Origin of the sequence: Streptomyces ortus, from assembly GCF_026341275.1 — a bacterium.
GTDB lineage: Bacteria > Actinomycetota > Actinomycetes > Streptomycetales > Streptomycetaceae > Streptomyces > Streptomyces ortus.
This window is the reverse complement of sequence record NZ_JAIFZO010000002.1, coordinates 5,151,190-5,168,309: the sequence shown is the minus strand read 5'-3', so window position 1 is coordinate 5,168,309 and position 17,120 is coordinate 5,151,190. Positions and strand designations below refer to the sequence as shown.

The 17,120-nt window shown below is 66.5% G+C and carries 10 protein-coding genes and 3 rRNA genes; 5 read left to right on the top strand and 8 right to left on the bottom strand.

Annotated features, from left to right (window positions below; all coding sequences use genetic code 11):
• Genes K3769_RS26275 through K3769_RS26260 form a run of 4 tightly spaced genes read left to right on the top strand, consistent with a single transcriptional unit; the run spans window position 1 to window position 4,212 of the window.
• On the top strand, window positions 1-696 hold the full coding sequence (locus K3769_RS26275) for a DUF4129 domain-containing protein (protein WP_267028760.1): 696 nt from the start codon (window positions 1-3) through the stop codon (window positions 694-696).
• Entirely contained in the window at window positions 693-1,913 is a 1,221-nt protein-coding gene (locus K3769_RS26270) for a DUF4350 domain-containing protein (RefSeq protein ID WP_267028759.1), read from the top strand. The genes K3769_RS26275 and K3769_RS26270 overlap by 4 nt, the downstream gene beginning before the upstream one ends.
• The gene (locus tag K3769_RS26265) at window positions 1,910-2,902 is read left to right on the top strand and encodes an AAA family ATPase (RefSeq protein ID WP_267028758.1); all 993 of its coding nucleotides are present in this window, start codon (window positions 1,910-1,912) and stop codon (window positions 2,900-2,902) included. Before K3769_RS26270 ends, K3769_RS26265 begins: the two co-directional genes overlap by 4 nt.
• On the top strand, window positions 2,902-4,212 hold the full coding sequence (locus tag K3769_RS26260; protein ID WP_267028757.1) for a DUF58 domain-containing protein: 1,311 nt from the start codon (window positions 2,902-2,904) through the stop codon (window positions 4,210-4,212). Before K3769_RS26265 ends, K3769_RS26260 begins: the two co-directional genes overlap by 1 nt.
• Window positions 4,213-4,306: 94 nt before the next feature.
• On the opposite strand, the gene rrf is transcribed toward K3769_RS26260, so the two are convergent.
• The 4 genes from rrf to K3769_RS26240 form a co-directional block, all read right to left on the bottom strand.
• Window positions 4,307-4,423, bottom strand: a 5S ribosomal RNA gene (rrf, locus tag K3769_RS26255).
• A 98-nt stretch (window positions 4,424-4,521) separates the two neighbouring features.
• Window positions 4,522-7,644, bottom strand: a 23S ribosomal RNA gene (locus K3769_RS26250).
• A 317-nt stretch (window positions 7,645-7,961) separates the two neighbouring features.
• Window positions 7,962-9,489: ribosomal RNA gene (locus tag K3769_RS26245) — 16S ribosomal RNA — on the bottom strand.
• Together the 16S, 23S and 5S rRNA genes form the textbook arrangement of a ribosomal RNA operon.
• Window positions 9,490-10,073: 584 nt before the next feature.
• Window positions 10,074-11,081 carry a stage II sporulation protein M gene (locus K3769_RS26240; RefSeq protein WP_267028756.1) on the bottom strand — a complete coding sequence of 336 codons (1,008 nt, stop codon included), beginning with the start codon at window positions 11,079-11,081 and terminating at the stop codon, window positions 10,074-10,076.
• A 138-nt stretch (window positions 11,082-11,219) separates the two neighbouring features.
• Between K3769_RS26240 and K3769_RS26235 the strand changes: the two genes are divergently transcribed.
• Entirely contained in the window at window positions 11,220-12,164 is a 945-nt protein-coding gene (locus K3769_RS26235; protein ID WP_267028755.1) for an RDD family protein, read from the top strand.
• Between the two features lie 29 nt (window positions 12,165-12,193).
• Here K3769_RS26235 and K3769_RS26230 read toward each other — a convergent pair whose 3' ends face one another.
• The 4 genes from K3769_RS26230 to manA form a co-directional block, all read right to left on the bottom strand.
• Entirely contained in the window at window positions 12,194-12,850 is a 657-nt protein-coding gene (locus tag K3769_RS26230) for a hypothetical protein (protein ID WP_267028754.1), read from the bottom strand.
• An 81-nt stretch (window positions 12,851-12,931) separates the two neighbouring features.
• Window positions 12,932-14,389 (bottom strand): adenosylhomocysteinase, encoded by a 1,458-nt coding sequence (ahcY, locus tag K3769_RS26225; RefSeq protein ID WP_267028753.1) that lies wholly within the window; start codon window positions 14,387-14,389, stop codon window positions 12,932-12,934.
• A gap of 373 nt (window positions 14,390-14,762) precedes the next feature.
• The gene (locus tag K3769_RS26220) at window positions 14,763-15,740 is read right to left on the bottom strand and encodes a cation diffusion facilitator family transporter (protein WP_267028752.1); all 978 of its coding nucleotides are present in this window, start codon (window positions 15,738-15,740) and stop codon (window positions 14,763-14,765) included.
• A gap of 189 nt (window positions 15,741-15,929) precedes the next feature.
• A complete protein-coding gene (manA, locus tag K3769_RS26215; RefSeq protein ID WP_267028751.1) occupies window positions 15,930-17,081 on the bottom strand; it encodes a mannose-6-phosphate isomerase, class I in 1,152 nt (383 codons plus the stop codon).
• Between the last annotated feature and the right edge of the window lie 39 nt (window positions 17,082-17,120).

Sequence of the window (17,120 nt, the reverse complement as noted above, 5' to 3'; positions counted from 1 at the left end):
GTGAGTCCGGCGGGGGCAGTTCTCACTGCGGTACTGGCGCTGCCACGCGCCGACGGCGAACCACCGGTGACCGTCCCGCGCGACCCCGCGCGGGAGGCCGCCCGGCGCGAACTGTCGAAACGGATGTACCACGAGAACGACCCCGGCCTCCTCCGCCAGGCCCTGGACGCCTTCTGGAAATGGGTCGGCAAACTGCTCAGCGCGGCTTCCTCGGCGACCCCGGGCGGCGGACTCGGCCTCCTGGTCCTCGTCCTGGCGGTCCTGGCACTCATCGGTGCCCTGTGGTGGCGCCTCGGCTCCCCACGCCGGGGCCCCACCTCGACCGCCCCGCTCTTCGACGACCGGCCGCGCAGCGCCGCCGAGCACCGCGCGGCAGCCGAGGCACACGCGGCCCAGGGCCACTGGAACCAGGCCGTCCAGGAGCGCATGCGCGCCGTGGTCCGCTCCCTGGAGGAACGCGCCCTGCTGGACCACCGCCCCGGACGCACCGCCGACGAGGCCGCCGCCGAAGCGGGCCGCACCCTGCCCGCCCACACGGACCGACTGCGCGGCGCGGCACGGGACTTCGACGACGTCACGTACGGCGGACGCACCGCCGCCCCGCAGACGTACCACCGGCTCGCACAGCTCGACCAGGACCTGGAACGCACCAGACCAGTCCTCACCGGCGCCGCCGGCGGAGGGACCGCCCCATGACCCCTGAGGCCCCCACCACCCCGACGCCAACCCCGACCGCCCCGCCGTCCACCTCGGCGTCGCCCACCGTCCGCCAGGTATGGACCCGCTCGCGCGGTGTCGTTCTCGCGCTCGTGATCCTGCTGGTCGCCGCCGTCGCCATCGCCGTCGTACGCTCCGGCGCCCAGCACGGCAGCCTCGACCCGCGCTCCGCCGACCCCACCGGCAGCCGCGCCGTCGCCGAACTCCTCGCCGACCGGGGCGTGTCCACGCGCGTGGTGACCACCGTGGACGAGGCGAGTACCGCGGCCGACCCCGACACGACGCTCCTGGTCGCCCGCCCCGACCTGCTGACCGGCCGTCAACAGGACCGCCTGCACTCCGCATACCGGAACTCCGACGCCCGCACCGTCCTCGTCGCCCCCGGCACTCCCTCCGTCGGCACCCTCGCCCCCGGAGTCGACGCCGACCCCGCACCCAGCTACGACTCCACGCTCTCCCCCTCCTGCGCCCTGCCCGCCGCCCGACGAGCGGGCACCGCCGACACGGGCGGCATCCGGTACGAGACGGACGCACCCGGCGCCGACACCTGCTACCCCAGCGACGGCCGGCCCACCCTGCTCCGCATCCCGGCATCCGAAGGGACCGGCGACACCGTCGTCCTCGGCGCGCCCGACATCCTCCAGAACGAACGCCTCGACGAGCATGGCAACGCCTCCCTCGCCCTTCAACTCCTCGGCTCCCGCACCCACGTGGTCTGGTACCTCCCCTCGCTCTCCGACGACTCGGCCACCGACACCGGCGACCGCAGCTTCCTCGACCTGGTCCCCTCCGGCTGGCTCTGGGGCACACTGCAGCTCTTCATCGCCGCGCTGCTCGCCGCCCTCTGGCGCGCCCGCCGCCTCGGCCCGCTCGTCCCCGAACGGCTCCCCGTCGCGATCCGCGCCTCCGAGACCGTCGAAGGCCGCGCCCGCCTCTACCGCAAGTCCAACGCCCGCGACCGTGCCGCGGGAGCTCTTCGCTCCACCACCCGCACCCGCCTCGCCCCCCTCGTCGGCGTATCTCCCGCTCAGGCGCACACGCCCGAGGCCTTGCTCCCCGCCCTGTCCGCCCGGCTCCACCAGGAAGGACAGGCCCTGCACTCCCTGCTCTTCGGGCCGCCGCCCCGCGACGACGCGGCCCTCATCGCACTCGCCGACCAACTCGACGCCCTCGAAAGAGAGGTACGCCGTCCATGATGGCCCCGACCACTGACAACGCCGGGAACACCGGGGACGCAGCCGCCGCCCGCGCCTCCCTGGAAACCCTGCGCGCCGAGATCGCCAAAGCCGTGGTCGGCCAGGACCCCGCAGTGACCGGCCTCGTCGTCGCCCTCCTGTGCCGCGGACACGTCCTGCTGGAGGGCGTCCCCGGAGTGGCCAAGACCCTGCTCGTCCGGGCTCTCGCCTCCGCGCTGGAACTCGACACCAAGCGCGTCCAGTTCACCCCCGACCTGATGCCGAGCGACATCACAGGCTCCCTCGTCTACGACGCCCGCACCGCGGAGTTCTCCTTCCAGCCGGGCCCGGTCTTCACAAATCTCCTCCTCGCGGATGAGATCAACCGCACCCCTCCGAAGACCCAGTCGTCCCTCCTTGAGGCCATGGAGGAACGCCAGGTAACGGTCGACGGCACCCCGCGCCCCCTCCCCGAGCCGTTCCTCGTCGCCGCGACCCAGAACCCGGTCGAGTACGAGGGCACGTACCCCCTCCCGGAAGCACAGCTGGACCGTTTCCTCCTCAAGCTGACGATCCCGCTCCCGTCCCGCCAGGACGAGATCAACGTCCTCACCCGTCACGCCGAGGGCTTCAACCCCCGTGACCTGCGCGCCGCCGGCATACGCCCCGTAGCGGGCCCGGCCGACCTGGAAGCCGCCCGCGCGGCAGTCGCCAAAACGGCGGTCTCCCCCGAAGTCACCGGCTACGTGGTGGACATCTGCCGCGCCACCCGCGAATCGCCGTCCCTCACCCTCGGCGTCTCGCCCCGTGGCGCGACGGCTCTCCTGGCCACGGCCCGCGCCTGGGCCTGGCTCACGGGTCGCGACTACGTCATCCCGGACGACGTGAAGGCCCTCGCGCTGCCGACCCTGCGCCACCGTGTCCAGCTCCGCCCGGAAGCCGAGATGGAGGGTGTGACGGCCGACTCGGTCATCAACGCGATCCTCTCCCACGTCCCCGTCCCCCGCTGATGGCCCTCACCGGCCGCACCGCCCTCCTCGCGGCCCTCGGCACTCTCCCCGTGGGCATCTGGGAACCCAGCTGGACGGGCATCCTCGCCGTCAACGCCCCCCTGGCCCTCGCCTGCGCCTGCGACTTCGCCCTGGCGGCACCGGTACGCCGCCTGGGTCTGACCCGCTCCGGCGACACCTCCGTCCGCCTCGGCGAGGCCGCCGACGTCACCCTCACGGTCACCAACCCCTCGGGCCGCCCCCTGCGCGCCCGCCTCCGCGACGCCTGGCCCCCGAGCAGCTGGCAGCCGGGCACGGAAGTCACGGCGTCCCGCCACCGCCTGACAGTCCCTCCGGGCGAGCGCCGACGCATCACGACCCGGCTGCGCCCCACCCGCCGAGGCGACCGCCGGGCCGACCGCGTCACCATCCGTTCGTACGGTCCTCTGGGCCTCTTCGCCCGTCAGGGCAACCACGAAGTCCCCTGGACGGTACGTGTCCTGCCGCCCTTCACCAGCCGCAAGCACCTCCCCTCGAAGCTGGCCCGGCTGCGCGAACTCGACGGCCGCACCAGCGTGCTGACCCGCGGTGAGGGAACCGAGTTCGACAGCCTGCGTGACTACGTCCCCGGTGACGACACGCGCTCGATCGACTGGCGGGCCACCGCCCGTCAGTCGAGGGTCGCCGTACGCACCTGGCGTCCCGAACGCGACAGGCATATCCTCCTGATCCTCGACACGGGCCGCACGGCCGCGGGCCGCGTCGGCAACGCTCCCCGCCTGGACGCCTCCATGGACGCGGCCCTCCTCCTGGCGGCTCTCGCATCCCGCGCCGGCGACCGGGTGGACCTGCTCGCCTACGACCGCCGGGTACGCGCCCTGGTACAGGGACGTGCCGCAGGCGACGTCCTTCCTTCGCTGGTCAACGCCATGGCCCACCTCGAACCGGAACTCGTCGAGACAGATGCCCGCGGCCTGACCTCCACCGCGCTCCGCACAGCCCCGCGCCGCTCGCTGATCGTGCTCCTCACCACCTTGGACGCGGCACCCATCGAGGAGGGCCTGCTTCCCGTACTCTCCCGACTCACCCAGCGCCACACAGTCCTCGTCGCCTCGGTCTCCGACCCGCACATCGAGCGCATGGCCACAGCACGGGGAAACACGGAAGCCGTGTACGAGGCAGCCGCGGCGGCGCAGGGCCAGGCGGAGCGCCACCGCACGGCGGAGCAACTCACTCGTCACGGAGTCACCGTCGTCGACGCGACACCGGACAACCTGCCGCCGGCCCTGGCGGACGCCTACCTGGCTCTCAAAGCCGCAGGCCGTCTCTGACAGTTCTGCCGGCCTCTGAACCTGGCGTTCCTCGACGGGAGACAAACGCAAAAAAGCCCCCGCACCGAAGTGCGGGGGCTTTTCCGTAATATTTGTTCGGCGGCGTCCTACTCTCCCACAGGGTCCCCCCTGCAGTACCATCGGCGCTGTAAGGCTTAGCTTCCGGGTTCGGAATGTAACCGGGCGTTTCCCTCACGCTATGACCACCGAAACACTATGAAACTCTCAAACTGCGGCACCACACCCCGTGGCCACACGGGTATGGGATTGTTCGTGGTTTCAGAACCAACACAGTGGACGCGAGCAACTGAGGACAAGCCCTCGGCCTATTAGTACCGGTCAGCTCCACCCCTTACAGGGCTTCCACATCCGGCCTATCAACCCAGTCGTCTACTGGGAGCCTTAACCAATCAAGTTGGTGGGAATACTCATCTCGAAGCAGGCTTCCCGCTTAGATGCTTTCAGCGGTTATCCCTCCCGAACGTAGCCAACCAGCCATGCCCTTGGCAGGACAACTGGCACACCAGAGGTTCGTCCGTCCCGGTCCTCTCGTACTAGGGACAGCCCTTCTCAATATTCCTACGCGCACAGCGGATAGGGACCGAACTGTCTCACGACGTTCTAAACCCAGCTCGCGTACCGCTTTAATGGGCGAACAGCCCAACCCTTGGGACCGACTCCAGCCCCAGGATGCGACGAGCCGACATCGAGGTGCCAAACCATCCCGTCGATATGGACTCTTGGGGAAGATCAGCCTGTTATCCCCGGGGTACCTTTTATCCGTTGAGCGACGGCGCTTCCACAAGCCACCGCCGGATCACTAGTCCCGACTTTCGTCCCTGCTCGACCCGTCGGTCTCACAGTCAAGCTCCCTTGTGCACTTACACTCAACACCTGATTGCCAACCAGGCTGAGGGAACCTTTGGGCGCCTCCGTTACTCTTTAGGAGGCAACCGCCCCAGTTAAACTACCCATCAGACACTGTCCCTGATCCGGATCACGGACCCAGGTTAGACATCCAGCACGACCAGACTGGTATTTCAACGACGACTCCACCCGAGCTGGCGCTCAAGCTTCACAGTCTCCCAGCTATCCTACACAAGCCGAACCGAACACCAATATCAAACTATAGTAAAGGTCCCGGGGTCTTTCCGTCCTGCTGCGCGAAACGAGCATCTTTACTCGTAGTGCAATTTCACCGGGCCTATGGTTGAGACAGTCGAGAAGTCGTTACGCCATTCGTGCAGGTCGGAACTTACCCGACAAGGAATTTCGCTACCTTAGGATGGTTATAGTTACCACCGCCGTTTACTGGCGCTTAAGTTCTCAGCTTCGCCAAACCGAAGTTTGACTAACCGGTCCCCTTAACGTTCCAGCACCGGGCAGGCGTCAGTCCGTATACATCGCCTTACGGCTTCGCACGGACCTGTGTTTTTAGTAAACAGTCGCTTCTCGCTGGTCTCTGCGGCCACCCCCAGCTCACCGAGTAAATCGGATCACCAGTGATGGCCCCCCTTCTCCCGAAGTTACGGGGGCATTTTGCCGAGTTCCTTAACCATAGTTCACCCGAACGCCTCGGTATTCTCTACCTGACCACCTGAGTCGGTTTAGGGTACGGGCCGCCATGAAACTCGCTAGAGGCTTTTCTCGACAGCATAGGATCATCCACTTCACCACAATCGGCTCGGCATCAGGTCTCAGACTTATGTGAACCGGATTTACCTGGATCACGTCCTACACCCTTACCCCGGGACAACCACCGCCCGGGCTGGACTACCTTCCTGCGTCACCCCATCACTCACCTACTACAGGTCTGGTCCGTCGGCTCCACCACTTTCCATTCCCCGAAGGGTCCGGAACGGCTTCACGGACTTAGCATCGCCTGGTTCGATGTTTGACGCTTCACAGCGGGTACCGGAATATCAACCGGTTATCCATCGACTACGCCTGTCGGCCTCGCCTTAGGTCCCGACTTACCCTGGGCAGATCAGCTTGACCCAGGAACCCTTAGTCAATCGGCGCACACGTTTCTCACGTGTGTATCGCTACTCATGCCTGCATTCTCACTCGTGAACCGTCCACCACTGCCTTCCGGCGCGGCTTCACCCGGCACACGACGCTCCCCTACCCATCCATACTCCCGTTGGGGATATGTGTATGAATGACACGACTTCGGCGGTACGCTTGAGCCCCGCTACATTGTCGGCGCGGAATCACTAGACCAGTGAGCTATTACGCACTCTTTCAAGGGTGGCTGCTTCTAAGCCAACCTCCTGGTTGTCTGTGCGACTCCACATCCTTTCCCACTTAGCGTACGCTTAGGGGCCTTAGTCGATGCTCTGGGCTGTTTCCCTCTCGACCATGGAGCTTATCCCCCACAGTCTCACTGCCGCGCTCTCACTTACCGGCATTCGGAGTTTGGCTAAGGTCAGTAACCCGGTAGGGCCCATCGCCTATCCAGTGCTCTACCTCCGGCAAGAAACACACGACGCTGCACCTAAATGCATTTCGGGGAGAACCAGCTATCACGGAGTTTGATTGGCCTTTCACCCCTAACCACAGGTCATCCCCCAGGTTTTCAACCCTGGTGGGTTCGGTCCTCCACGACCTCTTACAGCCGCTTCAACCTGCCCATGGCTAGATCACTCCGCTTCGGGTCTTGAGCGCGCTACTATACCGCCCTATTCGGACTCGCTTTCGCTACGGCTTCCCCACACGGGTTAACCTCGCAACACACCGCAAACTCGCAGGCTCATTCTTCAAAAGGCACGCAGTCACGACGCACCAAGTAAACTTGATGCGCGACGCTCCCACGGCTTGTAGGCACACGGTTTCAGGTACTATTTCACTCCGCTCCCGCGGTACTTTTCACCATTCCCTCACGGTACTATCCGCTATCGGTCACCAGGGAATATTTAGGCTTAGCGGGTGGTCCCGCCAGATTCACACGGGATTTCTCGGGCCCCGTGCTACTTGGGTGTCTCTCAAACGAGCCGTTGATGTTTCGACTACGGGGGTCTTACCCTCTACGCCGGACCTTTCGCATGTCCTTCGCCTACACCAACGGTTTCTGACTCGCCTCACAGCCGGCAGACTGTGAAAGAGAGATCCCACAACCCCGCATGCGCAACCCCTGCCGGGTCTCACACACATACGGTTTGGCCTCATCCGGTTTCGCTCGCCACTACTCCCGGAATCACGGTTGTTTTCTCTTCCTGCGGGTACTGAGATGTTTCACTTCCCCGCGTTCCCTCCACACACCCTATGTGTTCAGATGTGGGTGACAGCCCATGACGACTGCCGGGTTTCCCCATTCGGAAACCCCCGGATCAAAGCCTGGTTGACGGCTCCCCGGGGACTATCGTGGCCTCCCACGTCCTTCATCGGTTCCTGGTACCAAGGCATCCACCGTGCGCCCTTAAAAACTTGGCCACAGATGCTCGCGTCCACTGTGCAGTTCTCAAACAACGACCAACCACCCGTCACACACCACTTACGCGATGCTTTACCGGGGCCGGCACTGAAGATCCAGACTTGAAGTCCGTACCCTCAGACACCCAACAGCGTGCCCGACACCCTCACCCCTTCAGGTCTGCTTTCCACGCCCCGAAGGACAGTACTTACAGCCGAAGAAGGCTGAGTGTGCCGAATAATCAACGTTCCACCCTTGAGCAACCACCGTCGAACGTATGCCGACGTAATGGCCCTGGACCACCAAACAAAAGCTTGGCGGCCTAGATGCTCCTTAGAAAGGAGGTGATCCAGCCGCACCTTCCGGTACGGCTACCTTGTTACGACTTCGTCCCAATCGCCAGTCCCACCTTCGACAGCTCCCTCCCCACAAGGGGGTTGGGCCACCGGCTTCGGGTGTTACCGACTTTCGTGACGTGACGGGCGGTGTGTACAAGGCCCGGGAACGTATTCACCGCAGCAATGCTGATCTGCGATTACTAGCAACTCCGACTTCATGGGGTCGAGTTGCAGACCCCAATCCGAACTGAGACAGGCTTTTTGAGATTCGCTCCACCTTGCGGTATCGCAGCTCATTGTACCTGCCATTGTAGCACGTGTGCAGCCCAAGACATAAGGGGCATGATGACTTGACGTCGTCCCCACCTTCCTCCGAGTTGACCCCGGCAGTCTCCTGTGAGTCCCCATCACCCCGAAGGGCATGCTGGCAACACAGAACAAGGGTTGCGCTCGTTGCGGGACTTAACCCAACATCTCACGACACGAGCTGACGACAGCCATGCACCACCTGTCACCCGACCACAAGGGGGGCACCATCTCTGATGCTTTCCGGGCGATGTCAAGCCTTGGTAAGGTTCTTCGCGTTGCGTCGAATTAAGCCACATGCTCCGCTGCTTGTGCGGGCCCCCGTCAATTCCTTTGAGTTTTAGCCTTGCGGCCGTACTCCCCAGGCGGGGAACTTAATGCGTTAGCTGCGGCACCGACGACGTGGAATGTCGCCAACACCTAGTTCCCACCGTTTACGGCGTGGACTACCAGGGTATCTAATCCTGTTCGCTCCCCACGCTTTCGCTCCTCAGCGTCAGTAATGGCCCAGAGATCCGCCTTCGCCACCGGTGTTCCTCCTGATATCTGCGCATTTCACCGCTACACCAGGAATTCCGATCTCCCCTACCACACTCTAGTCTGCCCGTATCGAATGCAGACCCGGGGTTAAGCCCCGGGCTTTCACATCCGACGCGACAGACCGCCTACGAGCTCTTTACGCCCAATAATTCCGGACAACGCTTGCGCCCTACGTATTACCGCGGCTGCTGGCACGTAGTTAGCCGGCGCTTCTTCTGCAGGTACCGTCACTTTCGCTTCTTCCCTGCTGAAAGAGGTTTACAACCCGAAGGCCGTCATCCCTCACGCGGCGTCGCTGCATCAGGCTTTCGCCCATTGTGCAATATTCCCCACTGCTGCCTCCCGTAGGAGTCTGGGCCGTGTCTCAGTCCCAGTGTGGCCGGTCGCCCTCTCAGGCCGGCTACCCGTCGTCGCCTTGGTGAGCCACTACCTCACCAACAAGCTGATAGGCCGCAGGCTCATCCTTCACCGCCGGAGCTTTCAACCCCCACAGATGCCTGCAGAAGTATCATCCGGTATTAGACCCCGTTTCCAGGGCTTGTCCCAGAGTGAAGGGCAGATTGCCCACGTGTTACTCACCCGTTCGCCACTAATCCCCACCGAAATGGTTCATCGTTCGACTTGCATGTGTTAAGCACGCCGCCAGCGTTCGTCCTGAGCCAGGATCAAACTCTCCGTGAATGCTTACCGGTAATCCGGTTCACATCATGAGAGCGGAACGACCAACCGGAATAAGGAAGGCCGTTCACAGCGTCCTCGCTGATGCGCCTGCCGTGCTTGCGCCCGGCAGGACTTTTTCAAAGGAACCTCCACCCACCACCCTGCGGTGATGGACGGGGTATCAACATATCTGGCGTTGATTTTTGGCACGCTGTTGAGTTCTCAAGGAACGGACGCTTCCTTTGTACTCACCCTCTCGGGCTTTCCTCCGGGCTTTTCCCTTCGGTCTTGCGTTTCCGACTCTATCAGACCGTTTCCGGTCCCGATTTCCTCGGTGCTTTCAAGGTTTTCGCTTTCGCGTTTCCCTTTCTGGCGAGTCCGACTTTATCAGAAGTTTTCGACCAGCCTGACCGGCCGCTCATTTTCTGAATTATCGGGAGGTGCTCCACCGAAATCGAATTCCAGGGAGCTGACAGATGCTAACTGCCACCGCCGAGCTTGTCCAGCTCTAGGCAACTGTTCGAATCTACCTCCCCACACGTCCCGTGTCAACGGTTTTTGTGGGGCGAAGAGGAGACTAGCAGCCTGATCGGGGTGCCTGCACATCAGGCCGCGGTCGGTACCGAGGCACTGCGCTCGGCCTCCTCCAGGTCGCCCGTCTCTCCGGCCCGCACCGCACGGCCGCCCAGGATGTAGACGTAAGCGAGGAAGAGCAGTTCGGCGGCTATGCCTATGCCGATGCGGGCCCAGGTCGGGAGGCCGGAGGGGGTGACGAAGCCTTCGATGGCGCCGGAGACGAAGAGGACCAGGGCGAGGCCTATCGCCATGCCGAGGGCGGCCCGGCCTTCCTCGGCGAGGGCCGCACGACGGGTTCGCGGACCCGGGTCGATGACGGTCCAGCCGAGGCGCAGTCCCGTGCCGGCCGCCACGAAGACCGCGGTCAGCTCCAGGAGGCCGTGCGGGAGTATCAGGCCGAGGAAGGTGTCGAGTCGGCCCGCCGAGGACATCAGGCCGATGCCGACACCCACGTTGAGCATGTTCTGGAAGAGGATCCAGACGACCGGCAGGCACAGGAAGGCGCCGAGTACCAGGCACATCGCGGCCGCCTGGGCGTTGTTCGTCCATACCTGGGCGGCGAAGGACGCCGCCGGGTGACTTGAGTAGTACGTCTCGTACTGGCCGCCGGGGCGTGTGAGCTCCCGTAGTTCGGCGGGGGCCGCGATCGACGTCTGGACCTCGGGGTGCGTGCCGATCCACCAGCCCAGGAGGACCGCGAGGGCGGTGGACAGGAGCGCGGTCGGGACCCACCAGTGGCGTGATCGGTAGACCGCCGCGGGGAAGCCTTCGGTAAGGAAGCGGGTGACGTCTCGCCAGGAAGCACGGCGGGTGCCTGTCACGGCACTGCGCGCGCGGGCCACCAGCTGGCTGAGTCGGCCGGTGAGCTGGGGGTCCGGGGCGCTGGACTGGATCAGGGAGAGATGGGTCGCCGTGCGCTGGTAGAGGGCGACGAGTTCGTCAGCCTCGGCTCCGGTGAGACGGCGTCTGCGGCGGAGGAGCGTGTCGAGCCGGTCCCACTCCGCCCGGTGGGCGGAAACGAAGACATCGAGGTCCATCGGGTCGGCTGCTCCTCGGCTGCTCGTCCTGTACTTGTCTAGTACTCGTCGTGTGGTCAGCTTGTCGCACTGCGGCGCGATGTGCCTCAGCTTGGCAGACTGCCTGTTCTCAGGGCGGTTCGGGGAAGGACGGCGGGCGTGAGTGAGCTTGTGACGGGCGAGGCGGTGGCGCTGGAGTTGCGCCCCGCGAAGCTGCCGAGCCGGGTACTGGCCGTGGTGCTCGACCTGGTGGTGGCGGTGACCGCCTATGTGGTCGTGATGATCGCCCTGGCCCTGTCCACGGCCTCGCTGGACGAGGCGGCGCAGACGGCCGCGGCGATCGCCGCGTTCCTGCTTCTGCTGGTGGGCGGGCCGATCGCCGTGGAGACGCTCAGTCACGGGCGTTCACTGGGGAAGCTGGCGTGCGGGCTGCGCGTGGTGCGGGACGACGGCGGGCCCATCCGGTTCCGGCACGCGCTGGTGCGTGGGGCGGTCGGTGTGGTCGAGATCCTGATGACGTTCGGGGTCGTGGCGTGCATCGCGTCGCTCGTGTCGGCACGGGGGAGGCGGCTCGGTGACGTGTTCGCCGGAACCCTCGTCGTACGGGAGCGGATTCCCACCGGGCGTACGTCCTTCGTCCCTCCTCCGCCGCCCTGGCTGTCGGGGCGGTTCTCCGGTCTTGACCTGTCCGGAATTCCCGACGCGCTGTGGCTGGCCGTACGGCAGTACCTGACGCGGATGCAGCAGCTGGACCCGCAGGTCGGGTGGGCGATGGCGGAGCGGCTCGCGAACGATGTCGCCGAGCGCACGGGGACTCCGGCGCCGCCCGGTGTGCCGCCGGCGGCGTTTCTGGCGGCCGTGATGCAGGAGCGACAGGCGCGGGAAGCGCGGCGGGCGTTCGCCGGCGGGGCTGCCCGCGGTGGCTCTGCCGGGGTACCGGGCGGGGGCGCGCCGAACATGCCGTACGGCACGGCGCCGAGCGTGCCCTACGGCCCCAGTCAGGTTCAGGGACCTGCCGAGGCCCCCGCGAACGTGCCGGTTCGTCCGGTCCCGCAGGAGGCCGAGGCGGAGCGGCCCTCCAGCGGATTCGCCCCGCCCGCCTGAGCGACGGACGAGTTCGCCCGGCTTCGGCGTCAGGCGAAGACCGACGGCGGTGATTCGAGGTCTTCGAGCTCGATGCCGGGGGCCGAGAGCACCACGTCGCCGGAGAGGTGCACGGTGTGCTGTTCACCGGTGTCCAGGGCTGTGACCTGGTATTCCTCCACGGTCAGGGGGCCGTTGTCAGTGGCGTGTGCTTCTCTCGTCATCAGGGCCCAGGACTGGTCGAGGGTGCGCGGGGCGAGGACCGGGTCCGTGAAGGCGACGAGGCGTACACGGGTGGCGGAGGCATCGGGGGTGAGGCGCAGCAGACGTGCGGTGGCGACGAGGAAGGCGGGGGACGAGCCGGTGAAGGCGTGGGCGCGGACATTGCCTTCGGTGGCGTGATCTCCCGTGGGGTCGGTGCGGACCCAGGTGACGCCGTCGAGGGCGGCGGCGCGGACCTGCCAGCCCGACGCGTGGAGTTCGAGGCGGATGGGCCGGCCGCGGTCGTCGAGGGCGAGATCGACGGAACCGGCGGGCGTGCCTGTCCGGGTGGCACCCTCGGACGGGGTGCCGGACGAGGTGCCGGAAGGGGTGGTCAGTTGGGAGACATAGCGCCAGCCGGAGGGGCCGGGCGCGCAGTGGAATCGTTCTTCGGCGAGGGGGGTGTGGTCGTGCGGGTCATGGAGCGAATATCGGCCGCGGGGCATGGTGGCTCGGGTCCTCGTAGGGGGCAGGCCCCCGCCGGTGAGGGCGGGGGCCTGCTGACAACCGTGACGTGAGCGCCGGGCTCAGTAGCGGTAGTGGTCCGACTTGTACGGGCCGTCGACCTCGACACCGATGTACGAGGCCTGCTCGGGGCGGAGCGTCGTGAGCTTCACGCCGAGCGCGTCCAGGTGGAGGCGCGCGACCTTCTCGTCGAGGTGCTTGGGCAGCACGTAGACGTCCGTCGGGTACTCCTCGGGCTTGGTGAACAGCTCGATCTGGGCCAGCGTCTGGTCCGCGAACGAGTTGGACATCACGAACGACGGGTGGCCGGTCGCGTTGCCCAGGTTCAGCAGGCGGCCCTCGGAGAGGACGATGAGCACCTTGCCGTCGGGGAACGTCCAGGTGTGGACCTGCGGCTTGACCTCGTCCTTGACGATGCCCGGGATCTGCGCGAGGCCGGCCATGTCGATCTCGTTGTCGAAGTGGCCGATGTTGCCCACGATCGCCTGGTGCTTCATCTTGGCCATGTCCGCGGCCATGATGATGTCCTTGTTACCGGTCGTGGTGACGAAGATGTCGGCCTTGTCGACGACCTCGTCCAGGGTGGTGACCTGGTAGCCGTCCATCGCCGCCTGCAGGGCGCAGATCGGGTCGATCTCGGTGATGATCACGCGGGCGCCCTGACCGCGCAGGGACTCCGCGCAGCCCTTGCCCACGTCGCCGTAGCCGCAGACGACGGCGGTCTTGCCGCCGATCAGGACGTCGGTGGCGCGGTTGATGCCGTCGATCAGGGAGTGGCGGCAGCCGTACTTGTTGTCGAACTTCGACTTGGTGACGGCGTCGTTCACGTTGATCGCCGGGAACAGGAGGGTGCCGTCGCGGTGCATCTCGTAGAGACGGTGGACGCCGGTCGTGGTCTCCTCGGTCACGCCGCGGATCTCCGAGGCGAGCTGGGTCCACTTCTGCGAGCCGCCGGAGATCGTGCGGTTGAGGAGCTCCAGGATGACGCGGTGCTCGTCGTTCTCGGCGGTGTCGACGGACGGGACCTTGCCGTCCTTCTCGTACTGGACGCCGTTGTGGACGAGCATCGTGGCGTCGCCGCCGTCGTCCAGGATCATGTTCGGGCCGCCGGTGGGGGTGTTCGGCCAGGTCAGCGCCTGCTCCGTGCACCACCAGTACTCCTCCAGGGTCTCGCCCTTCCAGGCGAAGACCGGGATGCCCTGGGGGTTGTCGGGCGTGCCGTTCGGGCCGACCGCGATGGCGGCGGCCGCGTGGTCCTGGGTGGAGAAGATGTTGCAGGAGGCCCAGCGGACCTCGGCGCCCAGGGCGGCCAGGGTCTCGATGAGTACGGCGGTCTGCACGGTCATGTGCAGGGAGCCGGTGACGCGGGCGCCGGCGAGGGGCTGCGCCTCGGCGTACTCCTTGCGGATCGACATCAGGCCGGGCATCTCGTGCTCGGCGAGGGTGATCTCCTTGCGGCCGAAGTCGGCCAGGGAAAGGTCGGCGACCTTGAAGTCCTGTCGGTTGTCGACAGTGGTCATGCGAGCTGCTCCTCGGGTTGGGGCGAGGTCGGATTCGGCTGGTCTGCGCGGCGGCGGGCACGGTGAGCGCCCCACGGGGCACACGAATGCCCGGTGCCTTGCGCAGCGCAGTCCGTCGGAGGCCCTCTCTCCCTCGGCCGGCCCGTGGGGCCGCCCGACCGCCATCAGCAGCGACGTCTGGCTCGGTTTCGAATCTACACCGATCGGCGCAGTGGGCCCCAGTCCGCCTGCGAACAGATCGAGCGGATTTCGAGTGTCCGACGGGTCGGGGGCGGCGGTGCCGGCCCGTGCTCGTGCCCCGTGGTCGGACGTGACCGGGGCCCGCCGAATGGTTCGGCGGGCCCCGGTCACGTGTTCGGCGTTCGTACGGAGGTCAGTGTTCGGCGGTCGGGGCCGGGCCGCCCGGGGCGGCCTCCGGGTCGGCGCCCTTCCGGGCCTCGGACTCGTTGTAGATGTCGGGTTCGAGGTAGATGACGCGGGCGATCGGGACGGCCTCGCGGATGCGGGACTCGGCGGCGTTGATCGCCGAGGCGACCTCGGCGGCCGTGTCGTCGTGCTCCACGGCGATCTTGGCGGCGACCAGCAGTTCCTCGGGGCCGAGGTGGAGCGTGCGCATGTGGATGATGCCGGTGACCGTGTCGCCGTCGACGATCGCGGTCTCGATCTTCCGGACCGCCTCGATGCCGGCGGCCTCGCCCAGGAGCAGCGACTTGGTCTCGACGGCCAGGACGATCGCGATGACGATGAGCAGGATGCCGATGCAGAGGGTGCCGATGCCGTCCCAGACGCCGTCACCGGTGGCCAGGGCGATGCCCACACCGCCGAGCGCGAGGACCAGGCCGACCAGTGCGCCCAGGTCCTCCAGGAGGACGACCGGCAGCTCGGGCGCTTTGGCGTGGCGTACGAAGTCCTTCCAGGACTGCTTGCCGCGCGTCTGGTTGGACTCCTTGATGGCCGTCCGGAAGGAGAAGGACTCGGCGATGATCGCGAAGACGAGGACGCCCACCGGCCAGTACCAGTGCTCGATCTCGTGCGGGTGCTTGATCTTCTCGTAGCCCTCGTAGATCGCGAACATGCCGCCGACCGAGAAGAGGACGATCGAGACGAGGAAGGCGTAGATGTAGCGCTCGCGGCCGTAGCCGAAGGGGTGCTGCGGGGTCGCCTCGCGCTTGGCCTTCTTGCCGCCGAGGAGCAGCAGTCCCTGGTTGCCGGAGTCGGCGAGCGAGTGCACGGACTCGGCGAGCATCGATGACGAACCGCTGAAGAGGAACGCCACGAACTTCGCTGCCGCGATCGCGAGGTTGGCGGCGAGTGCCGCCACGATCGCCTTGGTTCCGCCTGACGCGCTCATGTGTTCCCGATGTCCCTTCGTCTGCCACTCGTCTGCCACCGGCCTGGCATTCGTCTGTCACCCGGCTGCCCCGGTCGGCCGCCGTCAGGCCGCCGATCCGCGCTTTGCCCGCCCTTTGCGATGGGCCATTGTTGCAGCACGGACGGGACGCGGAACGCCAGGTCGTCACAGTGCTTCCCGCAGTTTCCGTCAGACGACGACCGTGGCCCGGAAGATCGTCCCGTTTCCGGAGACTTCCACCTTTTCGCCGGCGGGTACGAACACGGATCCACCCGGCACGAGCGTGAGGTCGCCCGCCTGTACGGAGCCCGCGGTGCACAGCAGGATCTGCGGGGTGCCGCGGGTGAGGTCGCGGCCGGGGGCGCCCGCCGGAAGGACGTACCGGGAGAGGCGGAACTCATCGATGGGGGTTTCGTAGACCTCCTCGCCGTCCGGGGAGGCCTCGGGGCGCAGTACGCCCGGGTCGCCCGCCTCGAAGCGGACGATACGCAGGAGTTCGGGTACGTCGACGTGCTTGGGGGTGAGTCCGCAGCGCAGCACGTTGTCGCTGTTGGCCATGATCTCGACGCCGAGGCCGTTCAGATACGCGTGCGGCACACCGGCGCCGAGGAACAGGGCCTCACCGGGCTGCAGCTGTACGTAATTGAGCAGCATGGCGGCGATGACACCCGGGTCGCCGGGGTAGTGGTGGGCGATCGAGGCGTACGGAGCGTGGGCGCCGCCGAGCCGGGCGCAGGCAGCGGCGGCCTCGGTGACCGTGGTGGCCATCAGCTCGCGGTCGGCAGTAAGTACTGCGGTCAGCACCTCGCGCAGCGCGGCCTCTTCGGGGCGCGCGTGCAGCAGGTCGACGTACGGCTTGAGGGAGTCGACCTCCAGGGCCGAGAGCAGCTCGGCCGCCTCCAGGGGGGCGCGGAAGCCGCACAGGCCGTCGAACTCCGTGAGCGCGCAGATCAGTTCGGGCTTGTGGTTGGCGTCCTTGTAGTTGCGGTGCGGCGCGTCGACCGGGACACCGCGGCGCTCCTCGTCCTCGTACCCCTCCCTGGCCTGGGTCAGGTCGGGGTGCACCTGGAGGGAGAGGGGGGCGCCCGCGGCGAGGATCTTCAGCAGGAACGGGAGGCGCGGGCCGAATGCCGCGACCGCCTCGGTGCCCAGTTCCCGCTCGGGGGCCGCGGCGATCACCTCGGTGAGGGGGCCGCGGGGGGTGCGTGAGGGTGCGCCGGGGTGGGCGCCCATCCACATCTCGGCCTGCGGTTCGCCGGTCGGCTCGGTGCCGAGGAGGCGCGGGATGGCCGTGGTGGAGCCCCAGGCGTAGGGGCGGACGGTGTTGTCGAGGCGGTCCATGCTCTGTCTTCTTCTCCGTACGTGCGCTGGTACGCGTAC